Origin of the sequence: Bacillus sp. ABP14, from assembly GCF_001831375.1 — a bacterium.
Taxonomy (GTDB): domain Bacteria; phylum Bacillota; class Bacilli; order Bacillales; family Bacillaceae_G; genus Bacillus_A; species Bacillus_A paranthracis.
Window position 1 is genome coordinate 2,164,096 of the sequence record NZ_CP017016.1, and the last position, 18,021, is coordinate 2,182,116.

Below are 18,021 nucleotides of genomic sequence, written 5' to 3' on the forward strand. Positions count from 1 at the left end.
GAGGAAAGCGATATGAAAAAGATTGGTTTTATCGGTTTAGGTAACATGGGTCTTCCGATGTCTAAAAATTTAGTTAAATCAAGTTACACAGTATATGGTGTGGATTTAAATAAAAATGCTGAAGCTTCTTTTGAAAAAGAAGGCGGAATTATCGGCTTATCAATTTCAAAACTAGCGGAAACATGCGATGTAATTTTTACAAGTTTACCTTCACCTCGCGCTGTTGAAGCAGTATATTTTGGCGAAGAAGGATTATTTGAAAATAGTCACTCGAATGTAGTTTTAATTGATACAAGTACTGTATCTCCACAGTTAAACAAACAGTTAGAGGAAGCTGCAAAGGAAAAGAAAGTAGACTTTTTAGCAGCACCTGTTAGTGGTGGGGTAATTGGAGCTGAAAACCGTACATTAACATTTATGGTTGGTGGATCAAAAAAGGTATATGAAAAGACGGAATCTATCATGGGTGTATTAGGTGCGAACATTTTCCATGTTAGTGAGCAAATTGATAGTGGGACAACAGTTAAATTAATTAATAACCTATTAATTGGTTTTTATACAGCTGGTGTGAGTGAAGCTTTAACATTAGCGAAAAAGAACAATATGGATTTAGATAAAATGTTTGATATTTTAAATGTAAGCTATGGTCAAAGTAGAATTTATGAGCGCAATTATAAAAGTTTTATTGCATCAGAAAACTACGAGCCAGGTTTTACTGTAAATTTATTAAAGAAAGATTTAGGGTTTGCAGTAGATTTAGCGAAAGAAAGTGAGCTTCACTTACCAGTAAGCGAAATGCTATTAAACGTATATGAAGAAGCGAGTGAAGCTGGGTATGGTGAAAACGATATGGCTGCTTTATATAAGAAAGTTAGTGAACAATTAATTTCTAATCAAAAATAATAGACTTATAAACATCATAAAAAAGGAGAGAATATAATGATTACAACTGAAATTAAACGAGTAAAAAATCATATTAATGGTGAGTGGGTAGAATCTACTGGTACAGAAGTAGAAGCAGTTCCAAATCCGGCGACTGGAAAAATTATCGCTTACGTTCCGCTATCTCCGAAAGAAGATGTTGAAAAAGCTGTTGAAGCGGCAAAAGCAGCATACGAAACATGGTCTAAAGTACCAGTTCCGAATCGTTCAAGACAATTGTATAAATATTTACAGCTTTTACAAGAAAACAAAGAAGAACTTGCAAAAATCATTACGCTAGAAAATGGTAAAACATTAACGGATGCAACTGGTGAAGTACAACGTGGTATTGAAGCAGTAGAACTTGCAACATCTACTCCAAATTTAATGATGGGACAAGCACTTCCGAATATTGCAAGCGGCATTGATGGATCAATTTGGCGCTACCCAATTGGAGTTGTTGCTGGAATTACGCCGTTTAACTTCCCGATGATGATTCCATTATGGATGTTCCCGCTTGCAATTGCTTGTGGTAATACATTCGTATTAAAAACATCTGAAAGAACGCCGCTTTTGGCTGAAAGACTTGTAGAGTTATTCTATGAAGCTGGTTTTCCAAAAGGCGTACTAAATTTAGTACAAGGCGGAAAAGATGTTGTAAATAGCATTTTAGAAAATAAAGATATTCAAGCCGTTTCGTTCGTTGGATCTGAGCCGGTAGCTCGTTACGTATACGAAACAGGTACAAAACATGGAAAACGTGTACAAGCGTTAGCTGGTGCGAAAAACCACGCGATTGTAATGCCAGATTGCAATCTTGAGAAAACAGTGCAAGGTGTAATTGGATCTGCATTTGCAAGTAGTGGAGAGCGCTGCATGGCATGTTCAGTAGTAGCGGTAGTTGATGAAATTGCAGATGAGTTCATCGACGTACTAGTAGCAGAGACGAAGAAGTTAAAAGTAGGTGACGGTTTCCAAGAAGATAATTATGTTGGACCATTAATTCGTGAATCTCATAAAGAGCGTGTATTAGGCTATATTAATAGCGGTGTAGCAGATGGAGCAACGTTATTAGTAGATGGCCGCAAAATTAAGGAAGAAGTTGGAGAAGGTTACTTTGTAGGTGCGACAATCTTTGATGGCGTAAATCAAGAAATGAAAATTTGGCAAGATGAAATTTTCGCTCCAGTATTAAGCATTGTCCGTGTTAAAGATTTAGAAGAAGGTATTAAACTAACAAATCAATCTAAATTTGCAAATGGTGCGGTTATTTATACGTCAAACGGTAAACATGCACAAACGTTCCGTGATAACATCGATGCGGGTATGATCGGTGTAAACGTAAACGTTCCAGCACCAATGGCATTCTTCGCATTTGCAGGAAATAAAGCGTCATTCTTTGGTGATTTAGGTACAAATGGTACAGATGGCGTTCAATTCTATACACGTAAAAAAGTTGTAACTGAGCGCTGGTTTTAATATAAAATAAACAGCAAAATGAGTTATTAAATGAAAACCACCACTATTAATAGTGGTGGTTTTCATTTTGTTAATTACTTTTTTCAAAAGCTAGTTTAATACCAAAACCAATTAAGACAATTCCTGTTAACCCTTGAATATAACGTTGCGTCTTCGGTTTTTTCATAAAAGCACTAATTTTATCAATTAAAAATATATAAAAAGCGAACCATATAACTGTTAAAATGAGGTAAGTAAGGCCCATTATGAGAAGTTGGATAAACGTATTATGATTTGGATTTAAAAATTGCGGTAAAAATGTTAAAAAGAAGACTGCAACTTTAGGGTTTAATAAATTCGTAAGAAACCCTTGACGAAAGCAAGAAGTGTGTTCGTCTTCATTATGCAAAGAAATATCGTTCGTATCGACGCCTTCTTTATTTCTTACTGCTAAAAGGGCTTTAATACCAATATAAATTAAATATAGAGCTCCAACGTACTTGAAAATAGAAAATAAAAGAGCTGACTTTACAATAAGTGCGGAAAGTCCGATTACTGCTGCTAAAGTATGAATCAATAGTGCAACACATGTACCGAACACTGTTTTCACCCCGCCTACCTTACCAGCAACTAATGTGTTTTTCGTAGCCATTGCAGTATCAGGACCAGGTAAAATAATAAGACAAATAGACATAATGATGAAAAGAAAATAATTTTCAATCATAGTCGCTCCTCCTTCTTTTATTTTTAGAATATTTAATTAAAAATAGTGTAGCACATAATTTGATTTAATAAAATTAAATTTTATTAAAATTTATTAAATAGGAAAAAGGCTATATAGGCGTGTAATTATACGACTATATAGCCTCAATTTAATCCCGTATGAAAGGGCGATTGCTTCTACTAATAATAAGAGGGAGATAAACCCTACTTATTAAATTCTCACTTTACGCATTAAGTAAGTTAAAGAACCGATTTACATCTTCTTCTGAAACATCACTTAACTGCTTATATTTATAATTTGGATTTTGGTCTTTATCAACGACAACAGATCGTACTCCTTCAAAGAAATCTTCATGTCTCATGAAGTTTTTAGCAAGTACAAGGTCAGTAGCGAAACATTCTTCAACGGACTTATTTTGTCCATCAATAAACTGTTTTAATGTTACTTTTAGTGAAATAGGAGATTTTGATAATAACGTTTCTTTCGCTTTTAAAGCAAAGGAACTTTGATCTTTCTCTAATGAATGAATAATTTCTTCAATTGTATCGAATGCAAAATGTGAATTAATTTCTTCTAATGAAGGAGCAAGCTCGCTTTCTAATGTTGGAGCAGTTGCAAATGTACGAATGACTTCTTTTAAATGAGTATGTACATCATCTTCTTTAGACCAATTTACACTTTCCAGTTCAGTAAGGAAATTTGGTAATGAATCAGATGCAATAAAATAATCAGCAGCGTTTATAAATAATACGTCAGAAGCTTTTAAAATAGATGCTGTTAAAGCGACATAGCGGCCGGCATACCCTGGAGCTTTATTTAAGAAATAAGCAGCACCGACGTCTGGGAAGAAGCCAATATTCATCTCTGGCATTGCCCATTTCGTACGCTCAGTTACAATTCGGTATTTCGCACCATTTGTAAGACCGACACCACCACCCATTACAATTCCATCTAAACAAGCGATAATCGGTTTTTTATATTGATAAATATATGTATCAATTTCATACTCTTCTTCAAAGAAACGTTCCGCATGCTGCAATGCAGCTTCATTTGAACGTGCTTCATAAAGAGTTTTAATATCGCCACCTGCACAAAAACCTTTTGTGCCAGCTCCTTTTAATACGATAAGCGCAATTCGTTCATCATGTTCCCACTCTTTCAGTTTTTGCCCAATTGGTTGCAACATGTCATAAGATAAAGAATTAAGTGCTTTTGGGCGGTTTAAAGTAATTGATGCAACGCCGTTTTCGCTAACAGAAAATAAAACGTGTTCAGTCATAATTCATCCTCCCTTACATATCTTCTTATTCTTAATTCTTTATACGTACTGAAATGTCCTTTATAAATTTTGTCTAAAGTTGGCGGTATATGTTAATTTATCCACTGCATATTTTGACGAGTTATATTTGCAGGATTTTGGAGGTTGAAAATGAATATTACAACATTACTGTAATTGTAATTATTTGAAGTTACCATGATAAACACGCTATTATATATGTGTAAATTGTACATAATCACTTCGAAAAGAGTATTTGAAGTGATTATAATGAAAGAAAAATTGCTTTTCATTAGAAATAGAGAAAGGAGAAATCGGAATGCCAGTACCTTTACTATTGTCGGTGATTATTTTGTCTTCTTTAATGATAGGGATAACGCAATATTTTCATCATACAGATACGACAGAGGAAGTGAAGGATAAAGTACGACTTGTATTTCCGATTTTTATCATATCTATTTCTTTTTGCATTTTATTAAATAAAGATGGGTACATTGTTGCAGTATTTTCATTTTTTGTAGCGATTGTTTTCATTACAGTTTTATATTATGTAATGAAAGAATTTATCCAAAAATAAAGATGTCATATGAGACATTTTTATTTTTGGAACGAATAAAATTTCACATACCGTATTGTAGATAAAAATAAAAAACATATAGCAATAGAAAAGTATGTACTTTACCGTGTATTTACTTGTCAATCTTGCATAGCCAATATACTATTAATAGTGTAGAGATTAGAAAAAGGGGTTGTATCTATCATGAAATTTGAGATGCACACAAAAATTATTTCAAATGAAAAAGAAGTAAGATTACATATAGAAGAAAACATATTTCAATTAAAATTGGATGGTTATCACTTATTTACAGTTCAAGAAATATTACCTTTATATAAATCAAATGAAGAAAGAATCGGTAGTGCAATGATACAAAAGTTAGAATGGGAGAACGGAAAAACTACAATAAACTATCAACTTGTATCACTAAATTCAGTAAATTAAAAGGAGCAGGAAACCATGAAGTTATTTCATACAGCCGATTGGCATTTAGGAAAGCTTGTTCATGGCGTGTATATGACTGAAGATCAAAAGGTTGTATTAGATCAGTTTGTACAAGCTGTTGAAGAAGAAAAACCAGATGCCGTAATTATTGCAGGGGATTTATATGACCGAGCAATTCCACCTACGGAAGCAGTAGACTTATTAAATGATGTGCTGCAAAAAATAGTGATTGATTTACAAACACCAGTTATTGCAGTCGCAGGAAACCATGATAGTCCAGATCGTATTCATTTTGGAAGTAGTTTAATGAAGAAACAAGGATTATTTATTGTGGGGCAATTTCAATTTCCATATGAGCCAATTATATTAAATGATGAATATGGGGAGGTTCACTTCCATCTCATTCCTTATGCGGATCCAAGCATAGTGAGACATGTATTGAAAAACGAAGACGTACGTTCTCATGATGATGCGATGCGTATTTTTATGAATGAACTTTCTGAAACGATGGATAAAGAAGCTAGACATGTATTTGTTGGTCATGCATTTGTAACTTCTGCGGGCGAAGCGGAAGAGAATACAAGTGATGCTGAACGACCGCTTTCAATTGGTGGTGCTGAATACGTGAATAGTCATTATTTTGATAAGTTTCATTACACAGCGCTTGGACATTTACATCAAGCGCATTTCGTACGTAATGAGACAATCAGGTATTCAGGTTCTCCACTTGCATATTCTATTTCTGAAGAAAAACATAAAAAAGGATATTATATTGTGGAATTGGACGAGCAAGGTGAAGTAACAATTGAAAAAAGGTTACTTACACCACGCCGTAAAATGCGAACAGTAGAAGCGAAAATAGATGAATTGTTACAACATCCAGTAAGTGAAGATTACGTGTTTGTAAAATTATTAGATGAAAATCCTGTCTTGCAGCCAATGGAAAAAATACGCTCTGTTTATCCAAATGCAATGCATGTTGAAAGAGCCATTCAAAGACGAGAGTTCACTGAGTCAAATGAATTAACTGTTTCAAGACATAAAATGGATGATTTATCATTATTAAAGGCTTTTTATAAAGAAATGAAAGGCTTAGATTTATCAGAAGAGAAAGAACGTCTATTTGTAGAAGTATTACAAACAGTGCAAGAACGGGAAGGTGAACGAGGATGAGACCGATTCAGCTTATTATGACGGCATTTGGCCCATATAAACAGAAAGAAGTAATTGATTTTGACGATTTGGGAGAGCATCGTATTTTCGCCATTTCTGGAAACACGGGCGCCGGAAAGACAACGATTTTTGATGCGATTTGTTATGTTTTATATGGTGAGGCAAGCGGAGAAGAACGAAGTGATACGAGCATGCTCCGCAGTCAATTTGCTGATGATAATGTGTATACAAGCGTAGAATTAACCTTTCAGTTAAAAGGGAAACGTTATGAAATAAAACGACAACTGGGACATAAAAAACAAGGGAACAAGACGATTACGGGACATGCAGTAGAATTATATGAAGTAATTGATGAAGAGAAGATTCCGGCTGTTGATCGTTTCCATGTAACGGATGTAAATAAAAAAGTAGAAGATTTAATTGGTTTAAGTAAACATCAATTTAGCCAAATTGTTATGTTACCGCAAGGGGAATTCCGAAAACTATTAACATCTGAGACAGAAAACAAAGAAGAGATTTTGCGTCGTATTTTTAAAACAGATCGTTATAAGTTAATGCGTGAGTTACTTGACCAAAAACGAAAACAATGGAAAGACGTCTTACAAGAAAAACAGAAAGAGCGAGAGTTATATTTCCGTAATGTTTTTAAATTACCAATTCGTGATGGAGCATTATTAGAGACATTAGTGGAACAAGACCATGTAAATACGCATCAAGTAGTAGAGGCATTAGAACAAGAGACAGCTGCGTATAAGGCAGAGGTGGAGCAATTACAAGTAGAACAAGATATTCAAACGAAGCAATTAAAGGATGCTGAAACACGTTTTCATGTAGCGAAGTCTGTAAATGAGAAATTTATAGATTTACAACAAAAGAATGAGAAATATAATACATTACAAGAAAACCGTACAGTCATTGAAATGAAAGAAACATCTTTTAAACGTGCGGAACAAGCGAAGCGCTTATTACCATTTGAACAATGGTATGAAGAAGCAATGCAAAATGAGCAGAGAGTTGAAAGTTTGTTAAAACAAATAATCGCTAAAAAAGAAAATATAACGAATAACTTTAAACTTGCTCAGGAGAAATATGAAGCAGTAAAGAATAAAGAACCTGAGAGAGAAAATGCAAAAAAACTTGTTCAAAGATTAGAAGAGTTACAACCGATTATTGCATCATTAGCTGAGAAACAGTTGAATTTACAAAATGCAGAAGTTCAAGTAGGGAAATTAAAAGTAAGTATGCAAAATTTAGAGCAACAATTAGAAGTGCATACAAATCATAAACAGCTAATGTCTGATGAATTACAGCAATTAGAACGAGCACTTGAACAATACGTAGCTAAAGTAGAAGAACTAACGAATATGCGAGAAGATGCAAAAGTTTTAAAGCAAGCATATGATGTTTGGCAAGAAAAACAAAAATTCGAGAAAGAAAAAGAAGCGGCATATAATAACATGCAATCGGCAGTGAACGCATATGAAAATATGGAACGTCGCTGGTTAAGTGAACAAGCTGGTATATTAGCTCTTCATTTGCATGATGGTGAATCTTGTCCAGTATGTGGTAGCACGAACCATCCGAAAAAAGCTACAGAGCAAAGTGATGCGATCGATGAAAAAGAGTTAAATGATTTAAGAGATAAGAAAAATATTGCTGAAAAACTATTTGTTCAATTAGAGGAGAAATGGAATTTCTATCATCTTCAATATGAGCAAGTAATAGAAGAGGTTAAGAAGCGAGGCTATCGCTCAGAAGAATTAGCTGAAACATATAGTGCGCTTGTTCAAAAAGGAAAACAATTAGCAACTGAAGTGAATACGTTAAAAGCAAGTGAAGAAACGCGTAAGCAAACAGCTGCGAAAATAAAAAGCATAGAAGAAAAAGTAGATGCACTTCAGAAACAAAAACATGAGGTAGAAACAGAACAGCACCGTATAGAAATGGATTGTATGCAGCTTCGTACGTCATATGAACATGATAAGAAAAACATTCCTGAAAACTTACAAACAGTCCAAGCTTGGAAAGTCCAGTTTGACCAAGCTATGCATGAGCTCAAATTAATGGAGGACGAATGGAAGAAAGTGCAGGAGGCGTATCAACATTGGCAAAATGAAAATATACGTATTCAAGCAGAACAGGAAGGTGCTTCTAATCAATTTGAAAGTGCAAAATCGAAGAAAGAAGAGACTTTCACGCGCTTTATGAAAGAGCTTGAACAGAGTGGATTTACAGATCAAATTACGTATAAAGAAGCGAAATTAAGTGATGCCGAGATGGATATGTTACAAAAAGAAATTCAAAGCTATTATTCATCTCTTGAAGTACTTGCAAAACAAATTGAAGAGTTACATGCTGAATTAAAAGATAAAGAGTATATGGATATTACGGCGTTAGGTGAACACATTAAAGAACTAGAAATTAACCTTGATATCATTAAAGAAAAACGTCAACGTTCGCAAAATGCGGTAACTTATATTTCTGATTTACATGAAAATATTAGACGTATTGATGAGCAAATTCATGAGGAAGAAAAAGCTTTCCAAGAACTTGTTGACTTATATGAAGTAATGAAAGGTGATAACGAAAGCCGTATATCATTTGAACGTTACATCTTAATTGAGTATTTAGAACAAATTGTTCAAATTGCAAACGAACGATTACGTAAATTATCAAATGGACAATTTTATTTAAAACGAAGTGAACGAGTTGAAAAGAGAAATCGTCAAAGTGGATTAGGGTTAGATGTATACGACGCATATACTGGCCAAACACGCGATGTAAAAACATTATCTGGCGGCGAGAAATTCAATGCCTCACTTTGCTTAGCGCTCGGCATGGCAGACGTCATTCAAGCGTATGAAGGCGGTATTTCAATCGAAACGATGTTTATCGACGAAGGATTCGGTTCATTAGATGAGGAGTCATTAACAAAAGCGGTTGACGCCTTAATTGACTTACAAAAATCAGGTCGATTTATTGGTGTAATCTCACACGTTCAAGAGCTGAAAAACGCAATGCCAGCTGTATTAGAAGTAACGAAGCAGAAGGATGGGTGTAGTCAGACACGGTTTGTGGTGAAGTAAGTTCAATTGTAATTCATATTATTTGCGATTCTTTAGTATAGAACTTTTGATAAAATAAAGGGACTGTCTCATAAGTCTCTTTCGAAGTAAGATCACATGAAATCGAAAAGGCAGAAATGTTATAAAATCAACATTTCTGCCTTTCACTTTTTATACGATTTTGGCTAAAAAGCATCTTTTGGGACAGCCTCTTTATTTGTTATTCAAAATTAGATAATTCACCTATGAGTTATCTGTAGAAGGAGGCGTATTTTCCAAACGATTATAAGCTTTAAAAGCCGAAATTGCCGAGATAACACCACCTACTAAAAATAAAGCCGATCCACCGACCAAAATGATACGACTGACATATGTTTCGCGCGCTTCTTCAACTTCTTCTTGTAACATTGTAGGCATTTGAATTCCCCCTAAATAACATTTATTTTGTATATAGTATATACAAACACCTAAAATATGTTAAAATCACTGGATAGTGTTATGAGGGAGTATATAGTTAGATGTGAATTATTTGAAAAATCTTCATTATAAATTTATGCTAACTTCACATAGAGCACATATTAACATTGTATTATGTATATGTACCAAATAAATAAAGTGAATTGTATTTCGTTCTGTTTTTAAAAATTTAAAATTCTATTATTTTTATATAAAGGTTTCACATCGGAGTTTTAAATATTTTGGAAATAGATCTAAATAAAAGGAATTCATATAAAAGGGGAATGTCTTATGACAACATATACGAGTGAAATGAGAAAAAGTTTAGTTTCAGAAGAAGATGTAGATATTTTAAAAATTATGGCGCACCCAATCCGATTACAAATTGTAAATGAATTAAGCACGAGAAAAACTTGTAACGTAACACAACTAACAGAATTACTAAATATTCCACAATCGACTGTTTCGCAACATTTATCAAAAATGAAAGGTAAAGTGTTACGAGCTGAGAGAAGAGGTTTAGAAATTTATTATCATATTAATAATTTAAAAGCGAGTAAGATTGTAAGTGTTTTAGGATATATAAACTAATGAAGTATTTTCATATAAAATAGCCGCTGCTGGTGAGCAGGGGCTATTTTGTGTTGTTCTATCACGCGTTAACCGACAGTAAAACTCCCACCTCAAAATTCAGTTGGAGCAAAGAAGTTAGGTGGGAGTCAGGCTGTCCGTAAACGTCTGATTGGTTCAACTAATAATCAGTGGGGGATGAACAAAACCCCCACTGATTAAAGTTTCACTTTATGTATTCGTATTTAATATTTTATAGTTTTTATGATTTACAATTGTTCGTTCAAATTCAAAAGTACCACCGCTTACATTTGTAATTTCAACTAAGACCGATTCAGTATAAAGTTTTAGTACAGATCCTGTAATCTTTAAATTGTTTCGTTGAAAAAGTATAGTATCCCCTACGTTTGCTTTCATAGTACCTCCTCATTAAAGACAGAAATATTTTTTATTATATATATTAAACCACGTATAAGTATATTAGTGAATATTTAGTTTTATTTATCAAAAAAATATTTGTTGTCTATGTGTACAGAATTAAAAGAAGTTTTAACAAGACGTATTAAAAACGCTTTCATTATGATGGAATTTGTAGAGCCAATTATTACATTTGAAGAAACAATTATAAATGTATAAAGAAAGTCAGGCTTATGAATTAATTTAATAAAACCGTCTCTTTAATGTTTATTAAAGAGACGGTTTTATTGTTTTACTATTGAAAAAAGGATTCAAAAACATATATAAATTTAACTTATACAAAACAATATGAACAACTATTACGTATTTAAAAAACATTTTTTTGTATTTCATCCTTCGTTTTCTGTAACTGATTCCATGTTTTTGACGCCTTGTCTTGTAAGTGCTTACATAACTGAAAACATCTTATACAATGAAGGTGTTAAATCAAAAGAGATGACCAAAATGAACATAAAAAAACAAGACTTAGCGAAAAGCATTGAAATAGAAAGAGGAGGCGGAAAGGTATGAAAAAATCAAAGGTTAATCCATGGCTTGTTGTCCTTGGTACAGTAATAGTTCAAATGGGACTTGGAACGATATATACATGGAGTTTATTCAATCAGCCTTTAGTTAGTAAATACGGTTGGAGTCTTAACGCGGTTGCGATAACTTTCTCAATTACTAGTCTTTCCTTAGCATTTTCAACTTTATTTGCAAGTAAATTGCAAGAAAAATGGGGACTTCGTAAACTTATTATGATAGCTGGACTAGCATTAGGACTAGGATTAGTACTTAGTTCACAAGCTTCTTCGTTAATATTGCTTTATGTACTAGCAGGAGTTGTTGTAGGTTACGCAGATGGTACAGCTTATATTACTTCACTATCTAATTTAATTAAGTGGTTCCCTGAACGTAAAGGTTTAATCTCTGGTATATCTGTAGCTGCATATGGTACAGGTAGCTTAATTTTCAAATATATAAATGCAAAGTTAATCGATTCCGTTGGTGTATCGCAAGCGTTTATATATTGGGGTTTAATTGTTACAGCTATGATTGTCCTTGGAGCTTGTTTAATCCATCAAGCTGCTGATCAAGGTGCAGTTCAGGAAACAAACACTCATGAATATACAATGAAAGAAATGTTAGGCACAAAACAAGTATACTTATTATTCATCATGTTATTTACATCATGTATGAGTGGCTTATACTTAATTGGTATGGTAAAAGACATTGGTGTTCAACTTGTAGGGCTTAGTGCAGCGACAGCAGCTAATGCGGTGGCTATGGTTGCAATATTTAACACATTAGGTCGTATTATTCTAGGACCGTTATCAGATAAAATTGGTCGTTTGAAAATTGTTACGGGTACTTTTGTGGTTATGGCGAGTTCGGTATTAGTTCTAAGTTTCGTAGATTTGAATTACGGTATCTACTTCGTATGTGTAGCAAGTGTAGCGTTTTGCTTTGGGGGAAATATTACTATTTTCCCAGCTATTGTTGGTGATTTCTTCGGTATGAAAAACCATAGTAAGAATTACGGAATTGTGTATCAAGGATTTGGATTTGGAGCGCTTGCAGGTTCCTTTATCGGTGCACTTCTAGGTGGATTCAAACCAACTTTTATGGTGATTGGTGTACTATGTGTCGTGTCATTCATTATCGCAATTTTAATTCGAGCACCTAAACAGAAAAAAGAACAAGAAGAAGAGTATCGCAGCGTAGCATAAGTATATAAATCTTCTATAAGACTATAGTTACGAAAAAGCATCCTGTTAAATAGGGTGCTTTTTTGAGTTATTTTAACAAGGTTAAATTACTTTTTATTTTTTTTGATATAAAAGTGAGTGAAATATCCGTTTGGATTATATTGGAATATAATAAATCGATACATCGTATTCGAAATATGTATTAAATCTTAAATAATAAAGAAAATATGAATTGATGTTTGCAAGATATATTTTCAGACAAATATTGAGAAAATAAATGCTCGACTTTTTGTTAAGGCTTTGTAACTGAAGAGATCTTCAGTTTATCATCTTCAATTTTTACAAAGAGGGGTAAGAATTAAAGTATTAATGTAAGTATTTATTAATACTTTTAGATGTAATTGTATTGAAAAGCACTAAAGTTTTTATCTGAAAAATAAAAATAGGTTGACAAGTTTATTGAGAAAGATTATCATTTCGGTGTAAGAACGTTAAATGAAAAACGTTATCAATGAATAATATTTTAATGAAAAGTACACTTGACCAATTAGTTTAGTAAGTGTATTATTTTTTACATCGATAATGATAATCATTATCATTATTTGTTTAATTAGATTGATTTTTAAATGAAAGGATAGAGGAAATGAACTTAGGGGAATTTGATGGGAAAACTGTTTTAGTAACAGGTGCAGCTCAAGGTATAGGTAGTGTTGTTGCTAAAATGTTTTTAGAAAGAGGAGCTACAGTTATTGCGGTTGATCAAAATGAAGAGGGATTAAACGAACTCTTAAATGAAATACATTTGAAAACGTTTTGCTTAGATGTGAGTGATAGTACCGCAGTTGAACAGATGGTAAATGATATTGAAAATGAAATAGCGCCAATAGATATATTAGTAAATGTTGCAGGGGTTTTACGTATGGGAGCGATTCACTCGTTAAGTGATGAAGATTGGAATAAAACATTTTCTGTAAATTCTACAGGAGTTTTCTATATGTCCCGAGCAGTAAGTAAACATATGATGCAAAGAAAGTCAGGGACAATTGTTACAGTTGGTTCAAATGCAGCAAATACGCCGAGAATGGAGATGGCTGCATATGCTGCATCAAAAGCTGCTACGACGATGTTTATGAAATGTTTAGGATTAGAACTTGCAGCGTATAACATTCGCTGTAACGTAGTTTCTCCAGGTTCTACTGAAACTGAAATGCAAAGACTACTATGGGCTGATGAGAATGGAGAAAAAAATATAATTGCTGGTTCTCAAAGTACATATAGACTTGGTATACCGTTACAAAAAATTGCACAGCCTTCAGAAATTGCTGAAGCAGTATTGTTTTTAGCTTCAGATAAAGCTAGTCATATTACAATGCATAATTTATGTGTTGATGGCGGAGCTACATTAGGCGTTTAATAAAAAATTCAGGGGGTTACTATACAATGAAGGAATTTACGGCTGTAAAGGAACTGTCAGAAAAATTACTAGAAGATTATAAGACTGAATCTTCATTCTTTTTCGCTTCACCAACTCGAACGATATTAGCAGAAGGAGAGTTTACTACAGTAAAGCATCATGAAATTGAAAGTTTCCCAGAACTTGTACAAGCAGTATTATGTAATGCAAAACAAGCCGGAAATCCGAATCCTATCGTTGTCGGTGCTTTGCCATTTGATCGTAGAAAAGAAGTCCAACTTATCGTACCAGAATATAGTAGGACTTCTGAACGATTACAATTGGATACAACAAATCAGCTTGAAATAAATGAGAACTTAACATTCGAAATGACGCCTGTACCAGCGCCTGAAGTGTATATGAATGGTGTGAAGCAAGGAATTGCAAAAATAAAGGGCGGGGATTTAAAGAAAATCGTTCTATCCAGATCGTTAGATGTTAATTCTTCCGAAAAGATTGATAAGCAAAAACTTCTTCGAGAATTAGCAGCGCATAATAAGCATGGATATACATTTGCTGTGAATGTATCGAAAGATGAAAATGAGAATAGTAAGACGTTAATTGGAGCGAGCCCTGAATTACTCGTCTCACGTAATGGTATGCAAGTTATTTCTAATCCGTTAGCTGGTTCAAGGCCACGTAGTGAGGATTCAGTTGAAGATAAGAGAAGAGCAGAGGAATTACTTTCTTCTCCAAAAGATTTACATGAACATGCGGTAGTAGTAGAAGCAGTTGCTGCAGCGCTTCGTCCGTACTGTCATACATTACATGTTCCGGAAAAGCCATCCGTTATTCATAGTGAAGCGATGTGGCATTTATCTACTGAAGTGAAAGGTGAACTAAAGGATCCGAATACTACTTCTTTGGAATTAGCAATTGCTCTTCATCCGACGCCAGCAGTTTGCGGCACACCGATGGAAGAAGCGAGAGAGGCGATTCAAAAAATTGAGCCATTTGACCGTGAATTCTTTACAGGAATGCTAGGGTGGAGTGATTTAAATGGAGACGGTGAATGGATTGTTACAATTCGTTGTGCTGAAGTACAAGAAAATACACTCCGTTTATATGCAGGAGCGGGCGTTGTTGCTGAGTCAAAACCAGAAGATGAATTAGCAGAAACATCAGCTAAGTTCCAAACAATGTTGAAAGCATTAGGATTAAATGATAGTTCACTTAATGAAAAGTAGGGGGGCAGAAAGAATGCTAACAGGTTATACAAAATGGCCAAAAGAATTTGCTGATCGTTATCGAGAGGAAGGGTGTTGGCTTGGGGAAACATTTGGCGGGATGTTAAGAGAGCGAGCTGAAAAATATGGCGATCAAATTGCAGTTGTAAGTGGTAATACGCATATTACGTATAGTGAGTTTGATAAAAAAGTAGATCGATTAGCTTCAGGGCTACTGAATTTAGGAATAAAGCAAGAGGATCGAGTTGTAATCCAGCTACCTAACGTTATTGAGTTTTTCGAAGTATGTTTTGCGCTATTTCGAATTGGGGCACTTCCTGTTTTTGCATTACCTTCACATCGAAGCAGTGAAATTAGTTATTTTTGTGAGTTTAGTGAGGCGAGTGCTTACGTTATTTCAGATAAAGCTCTCGGTTTTGATTATCGAAAACTAGCAAGAGAAGTGAAAGAGAAAGTGCCAACTTTACAACATGTAATTGTAGTGGGAGAAGAAGAAGAATTTGTGAACATAAGTGATTTATATATAGATCCCGTTCCATTACCAGAAGTTCAGCCAAGTGATGTTGCGTTTCTCCAATTATCAGGGGGGACAACAGGACTTTCTAAATTAATTCCTCGAACGCATGATGATTATATTTATAGTTTACGTGTTAGCGCTGAAATTTGTAAATTAAGTGCAAAGAGTGTCTATATGGCCGTTCTTCCAGTAGCACATAATTACCCGATGAGCTCTCCTGGAACATTTGGAACTTTCTATGCGGGTGGAAAAGTAGTGCTGGCAACTGGAGGTAGTCCAGATGAGGCATTTGCACTTATTGAAAAAGAAAAAGTTACGATTACTGCTCTCGTACCGCCATTAGCAATGATATGGCTTGATGCTGCATCTTCTCGTAATGCTGATTTATCGAGTCTAGAAGTGATTCAAGTAGGTGGTGCTAAGTTTAGCGCTGAGGTTGCAAAACGTATACGCCCTACATTTGGATGTACGTTACAGCAAGTGTTCGGTATGGCGGAAGGATTAGTGAACTATACAAGATTAGATGATCCGGAAGAAATTATTATTCATACACAAGGTAGACCAATGTCTGAACTCGATGAAGTACGAGTTGTTGATGAAAATGACAACGATGTAAAACCGGGCGAAGTAGGTAGTTTATTAACAAGAGGGCCATATACAATTCGTGGTTATTATAAAGCAGAAGAGCATAATGCACAATCATTTACAAAGGATGGATTTTATCGCACAGGAGATCTTGTGAAAGTAAATGAACAAGGTTACATCATTGTAGAAGGAAGAGATAAAGATCAAATTAATCGTGGTGGTGAGAAAGTTGCCGCGGAAGAAGTGGAAAATCATTTATTAGCACATGATGCAGTGCATGATGTAGCAATTGTATCGATGCCTGATGACTATTTAGGAGAACGTACTTGTGCATTTGTAATAGCTCGCGGACAAGCTCCGACTGTAAGTGAATTAAAAATGTTTTTAAGAGAACGCGGTATAGCAGCTTATAAGATTCCAGATCGAATTGAATTTATTGAAGCATTTCCGCAAACAGGTGTTGGAAAGGTAAGCAAAAAAGAGTTACGTAAAGTCATTGCTGAGAAACTTATTACGGTAAAACGATAAAAATATAAAAATTGGAAGGAAGTGATTAGATGGCTATCCCATCTATTTCAGTATACAAAATGCCAGTTGAATCCGAACTACCAAAAAATAAAGTGAACTGGACGCCGGATCCAAAACGTGCGGTTCTTTTAATCCATGACATGCAAGAATATTTTCTTGATGCATATAGCGATAAAGAATCACCAAAAGTAGAACTTATTTCAAATATTAAAATGATAAGAGAAAAATGTAAGGAACTTGGTATACCAGTTGTTTATACAGCACAACCTGGTGGGCAAACGTTAGAACAACGAGGTTTATTACAAGACTTTTGGGGTGACGGTATTCCTGCTGGACCAGATAAAAAGAAAATTGTTGATGAACTTACTCCTGATGAGGATGATATATTCCTAACAAAATGGAGATATAGTGCATTTAAAAAGACAAATCTATTAGAAATTTTAAACGAACAAGGAAGAGATCAACTCATTATTTGTGGTATTTATGCGCATATTGGCTGCCTTTTAACAGCTTGTGAAGCATTTATGGATGGAATTCAGCCGTTCTTTGTAGCGGATGCAGTTGCTGATTTTTCACTAGAACATCATAAACAAGCGTTGGAGTATGCGTCAAATAGATGTGCAGTAACGACATCAACTAACAGTTTGTTAACAGAGTTACAAGGTTTAAAAGATGATGATGAAATCACTTTACAAAAAGTACATGAACTAGTTGCACAATTACTTCGTGAACCAGTAGAGAGTGTTGGGACTGATGAAGATTTATTAAATAGAGGACTTGATTCGGTCAGAATTATGAGTTTAGTAGAGAAGTGGCGTCGCGAAGGAAAGGAGATTACTTTTGCGGATTTAGCAGAGAACCCAACGGTTGTTGATTGGCATCGCTTATTATCTCTGCAAACAGAACGTGTACTTTAATATAGACTACATAATAAAGGGGTAGT

General features: G+C 34.4%; 16 protein-coding genes. 12 read left to right on the forward strand and 4 right to left on the reverse strand.

Annotated features, from left to right (window positions below):
- Positions 1-12: 12 nt before the first annotated feature.
- Both BGI23_RS11295 and BGI23_RS11300 read left to right on the forward strand, forming a co-directional pair.
- Positions 13-903 (forward strand): NAD(P)-dependent oxidoreductase, encoded by an 891-nt coding sequence (locus tag BGI23_RS11295; protein WP_000719437.1) that lies wholly within the window; start codon positions 13-15, stop codon positions 901-903.
- 36 nt (positions 904-939) lie between these two features.
- A complete protein-coding gene (locus BGI23_RS11300) occupies positions 940-2,400 on the forward strand; it encodes a CoA-acylating methylmalonate-semialdehyde dehydrogenase (RefSeq protein WP_070805958.1) in 1,461 nt (486 codons plus the stop codon).
- Positions 2,401-2,470: 70 nt separating this feature from the next.
- On the opposite strand, the gene BGI23_RS11305 is transcribed toward BGI23_RS11300, so the two are convergent.
- Both BGI23_RS11305 and BGI23_RS11310 read right to left on the reverse strand, forming a co-directional pair.
- On the reverse strand, positions 2,471-3,103 hold the full coding sequence (locus BGI23_RS11305; RefSeq protein WP_070805959.1) for a LysE family translocator: 633 nt from the start codon (positions 3,101-3,103) through the stop codon (positions 2,471-2,473).
- 223 nt (positions 3,104-3,326) lie between these two features.
- The gene (locus BGI23_RS11310) at positions 3,327-4,382 is read right to left on the reverse strand and encodes an enoyl-CoA hydratase/isomerase family protein (protein WP_070805960.1); all 1,056 of its coding nucleotides are present in this window, start codon (positions 4,380-4,382) and stop codon (positions 3,327-3,329) included.
- 316 nt (positions 4,383-4,698) lie between these two features.
- On the opposite strand from BGI23_RS11310, the gene BGI23_RS11315 reads away from it, so the two are divergent.
- From BGI23_RS11315 to BGI23_RS11330, 4 genes are all read left to right on the forward strand, one after another.
- Positions 4,699-4,956: a hypothetical protein gene (locus BGI23_RS11315; protein WP_001145041.1), complete on the forward strand. Its 258-nt coding sequence runs from the start codon at positions 4,699-4,701 to the stop codon at positions 4,954-4,956.
- A 183-nt stretch (positions 4,957-5,139) separates the two neighbouring features.
- The gene (locus tag BGI23_RS11320; protein WP_000667348.1) at positions 5,140-5,379 is read left to right on the forward strand and encodes a DUF2584 domain-containing protein; all 240 of its coding nucleotides are present in this window, start codon (positions 5,140-5,142) and stop codon (positions 5,377-5,379) included.
- A 15-nt stretch (positions 5,380-5,394) separates the two neighbouring features.
- Positions 5,395-6,552 carry an exonuclease SbcCD subunit D gene (locus tag BGI23_RS11325; RefSeq protein ID WP_070805961.1) on the forward strand — a complete coding sequence of 386 codons (1,158 nt, stop codon included), beginning with the start codon at positions 5,395-5,397 and terminating at the stop codon, positions 6,550-6,552.
- The gene (locus tag BGI23_RS11330) at positions 6,549-9,638 is read left to right on the forward strand and encodes an AAA family ATPase (protein WP_070805962.1); all 3,090 of its coding nucleotides are present in this window, start codon (positions 6,549-6,551) and stop codon (positions 9,636-9,638) included. Before BGI23_RS11325 ends, BGI23_RS11330 begins: the two co-directional genes overlap by 4 nt.
- A 222-nt stretch (positions 9,639-9,860) precedes the next feature.
- Here BGI23_RS11330 and BGI23_RS28390 read toward each other — a convergent pair whose 3' ends face one another.
- The gene (locus BGI23_RS28390; RefSeq protein WP_001142746.1) at positions 9,861-10,034 is read right to left on the reverse strand and encodes a hypothetical protein; all 174 of its coding nucleotides are present in this window, start codon (positions 10,032-10,034) and stop codon (positions 9,861-9,863) included.
- A gap of 330 nt (positions 10,035-10,364) precedes the next feature.
- Between BGI23_RS28390 and BGI23_RS11340 the strand changes: the two genes are divergently transcribed.
- Positions 10,365-10,664: an ArsR/SmtB family transcription factor gene (locus tag BGI23_RS11340; protein ID WP_000214798.1), complete on the forward strand. Its 300-nt coding sequence runs from the start codon at positions 10,365-10,367 to the stop codon at positions 10,662-10,664.
- A gap of 210 nt (positions 10,665-10,874) precedes the next feature.
- On the opposite strand, the gene BGI23_RS11345 is transcribed toward BGI23_RS11340, so the two are convergent.
- A complete protein-coding gene (locus BGI23_RS11345; RefSeq protein WP_000646794.1) occupies positions 10,875-11,060 on the reverse strand; it encodes a YkvS family protein in 186 nt (61 codons plus the stop codon).
- 566 nt (positions 11,061-11,626) lie between these two features.
- On the opposite strand from BGI23_RS11345, the gene BGI23_RS11355 reads away from it, so the two are divergent.
- The 5 genes from BGI23_RS11355 (at position 11,627) to dhbB (ending at position 17,995) form a co-directional block, all read left to right on the forward strand.
- Complete coding sequence (locus BGI23_RS11355; protein WP_000748920.1) at positions 11,627-12,829, forward strand: L-lactate MFS transporter; 1,203 nt, start codon at positions 11,627-11,629, stop codon at positions 12,827-12,829.
- Positions 12,830-13,451: 622 nt separating this feature from the next.
- Positions 13,452-14,222 (forward strand): 2,3-dihydro-2,3-dihydroxybenzoate dehydrogenase, encoded by a 771-nt coding sequence (dhbA, locus tag BGI23_RS11360; RefSeq protein ID WP_001048424.1) that lies wholly within the window; start codon positions 13,452-13,454, stop codon positions 14,220-14,222.
- 26 nt (positions 14,223-14,248) lie between these two features.
- Positions 14,249-15,448, forward strand: a complete 1,200-nt coding sequence (gene dhbC, locus BGI23_RS11365; RefSeq protein ID WP_000657801.1) for an isochorismate synthase DhbC — start codon at positions 14,249-14,251, stop codon at positions 15,446-15,448.
- A gap of 13 nt (positions 15,449-15,461) precedes the next feature.
- Positions 15,462-17,078: a (2,3-dihydroxybenzoyl)adenylate synthase gene (locus tag BGI23_RS11370; RefSeq protein ID WP_070805963.1), complete on the forward strand. Its 1,617-nt coding sequence runs from the start codon at positions 15,462-15,464 to the stop codon at positions 17,076-17,078.
- A 29-nt stretch (positions 17,079-17,107) separates the two neighbouring features.
- Complete coding sequence (gene dhbB / locus BGI23_RS11375; protein WP_070805964.1) at positions 17,108-17,995, forward strand: isochorismatase; 888 nt, start codon at positions 17,108-17,110, stop codon at positions 17,993-17,995.
- Positions 17,996-18,021 lie beyond the last annotated feature (26 nt).

Excerpts from the sequence above, each read along its gene's own strand:
- BGI23_RS11295 (WP_000719437.1), top strand. The coding sequence starts at position 13 with ATGAAAAAGATTGGTTTTATCGGTTTAGGTAACATGGGTCTTCCGATG.
- BGI23_RS11300 (WP_070805958.1), top strand. The coding sequence starts at position 940 with ATGATTACAACTGAAATTAAACGAGTAAAAAATCATATTAATGGTGAG.
- BGI23_RS11305 (WP_070805959.1), bottom strand. The coding sequence starts at position 3,103 with ATGATTGAAAATTATTTTCTTTTCATCATTATGTCTATTTGTCTTATT.
- BGI23_RS11310 (WP_070805960.1), bottom strand. The coding sequence starts at position 4,382 with ATGACTGAACACGTTTTATTTTCTGTTAGCGAAAACGGCGTTGCATCA.
- BGI23_RS11315 (WP_001145041.1), top strand. The coding sequence starts at position 4,699 with ATGCCAGTACCTTTACTATTGTCGGTGATTATTTTGTCTTCTTTAATG.
- BGI23_RS11320 (WP_000667348.1), top strand. The coding sequence starts at position 5,140 with ATGAAATTTGAGATGCACACAAAAATTATTTCAAATGAAAAAGAAGTA.
- BGI23_RS11325 (WP_070805961.1), top strand. The coding sequence starts at position 5,395 with ATGAAGTTATTTCATACAGCCGATTGGCATTTAGGAAAGCTTGTTCAT.
- BGI23_RS11330 (WP_070805962.1), top strand. The coding sequence starts at position 6,549 with ATGAGACCGATTCAGCTTATTATGACGGCATTTGGCCCATATAAACAG.
- BGI23_RS28390 (WP_001142746.1), bottom strand. The coding sequence starts at position 10,034 with ATGCCTACAATGTTACAAGAAGAAGTTGAAGAAGCGCGCGAAACATAT.
- BGI23_RS11340 (WP_000214798.1), top strand. The coding sequence starts at position 10,365 with ATGACAACATATACGAGTGAAATGAGAAAAAGTTTAGTTTCAGAAGAA.
- BGI23_RS11345 (WP_000646794.1), bottom strand. The coding sequence starts at position 11,060 with ATGAAAGCAAACGTAGGGGATACTATACTTTTTCAACGAAACAATTTA.
- BGI23_RS11355 (WP_000748920.1), top strand. The coding sequence starts at position 11,627 with ATGAAAAAATCAAAGGTTAATCCATGGCTTGTTGTCCTTGGTACAGTA.
- dhbA (WP_001048424.1), top strand. The coding sequence starts at position 13,452 with ATGAACTTAGGGGAATTTGATGGGAAAACTGTTTTAGTAACAGGTGCA.
- dhbC (WP_000657801.1), top strand. The coding sequence starts at position 14,249 with ATGAAGGAATTTACGGCTGTAAAGGAACTGTCAGAAAAATTACTAGAA.
- BGI23_RS11370 (WP_070805963.1), top strand. The coding sequence starts at position 15,462 with ATGCTAACAGGTTATACAAAATGGCCAAAAGAATTTGCTGATCGTTAT.
- dhbB (WP_070805964.1), top strand. The coding sequence starts at position 17,108 with ATGGCTATCCCATCTATTTCAGTATACAAAATGCCAGTTGAATCCGAA.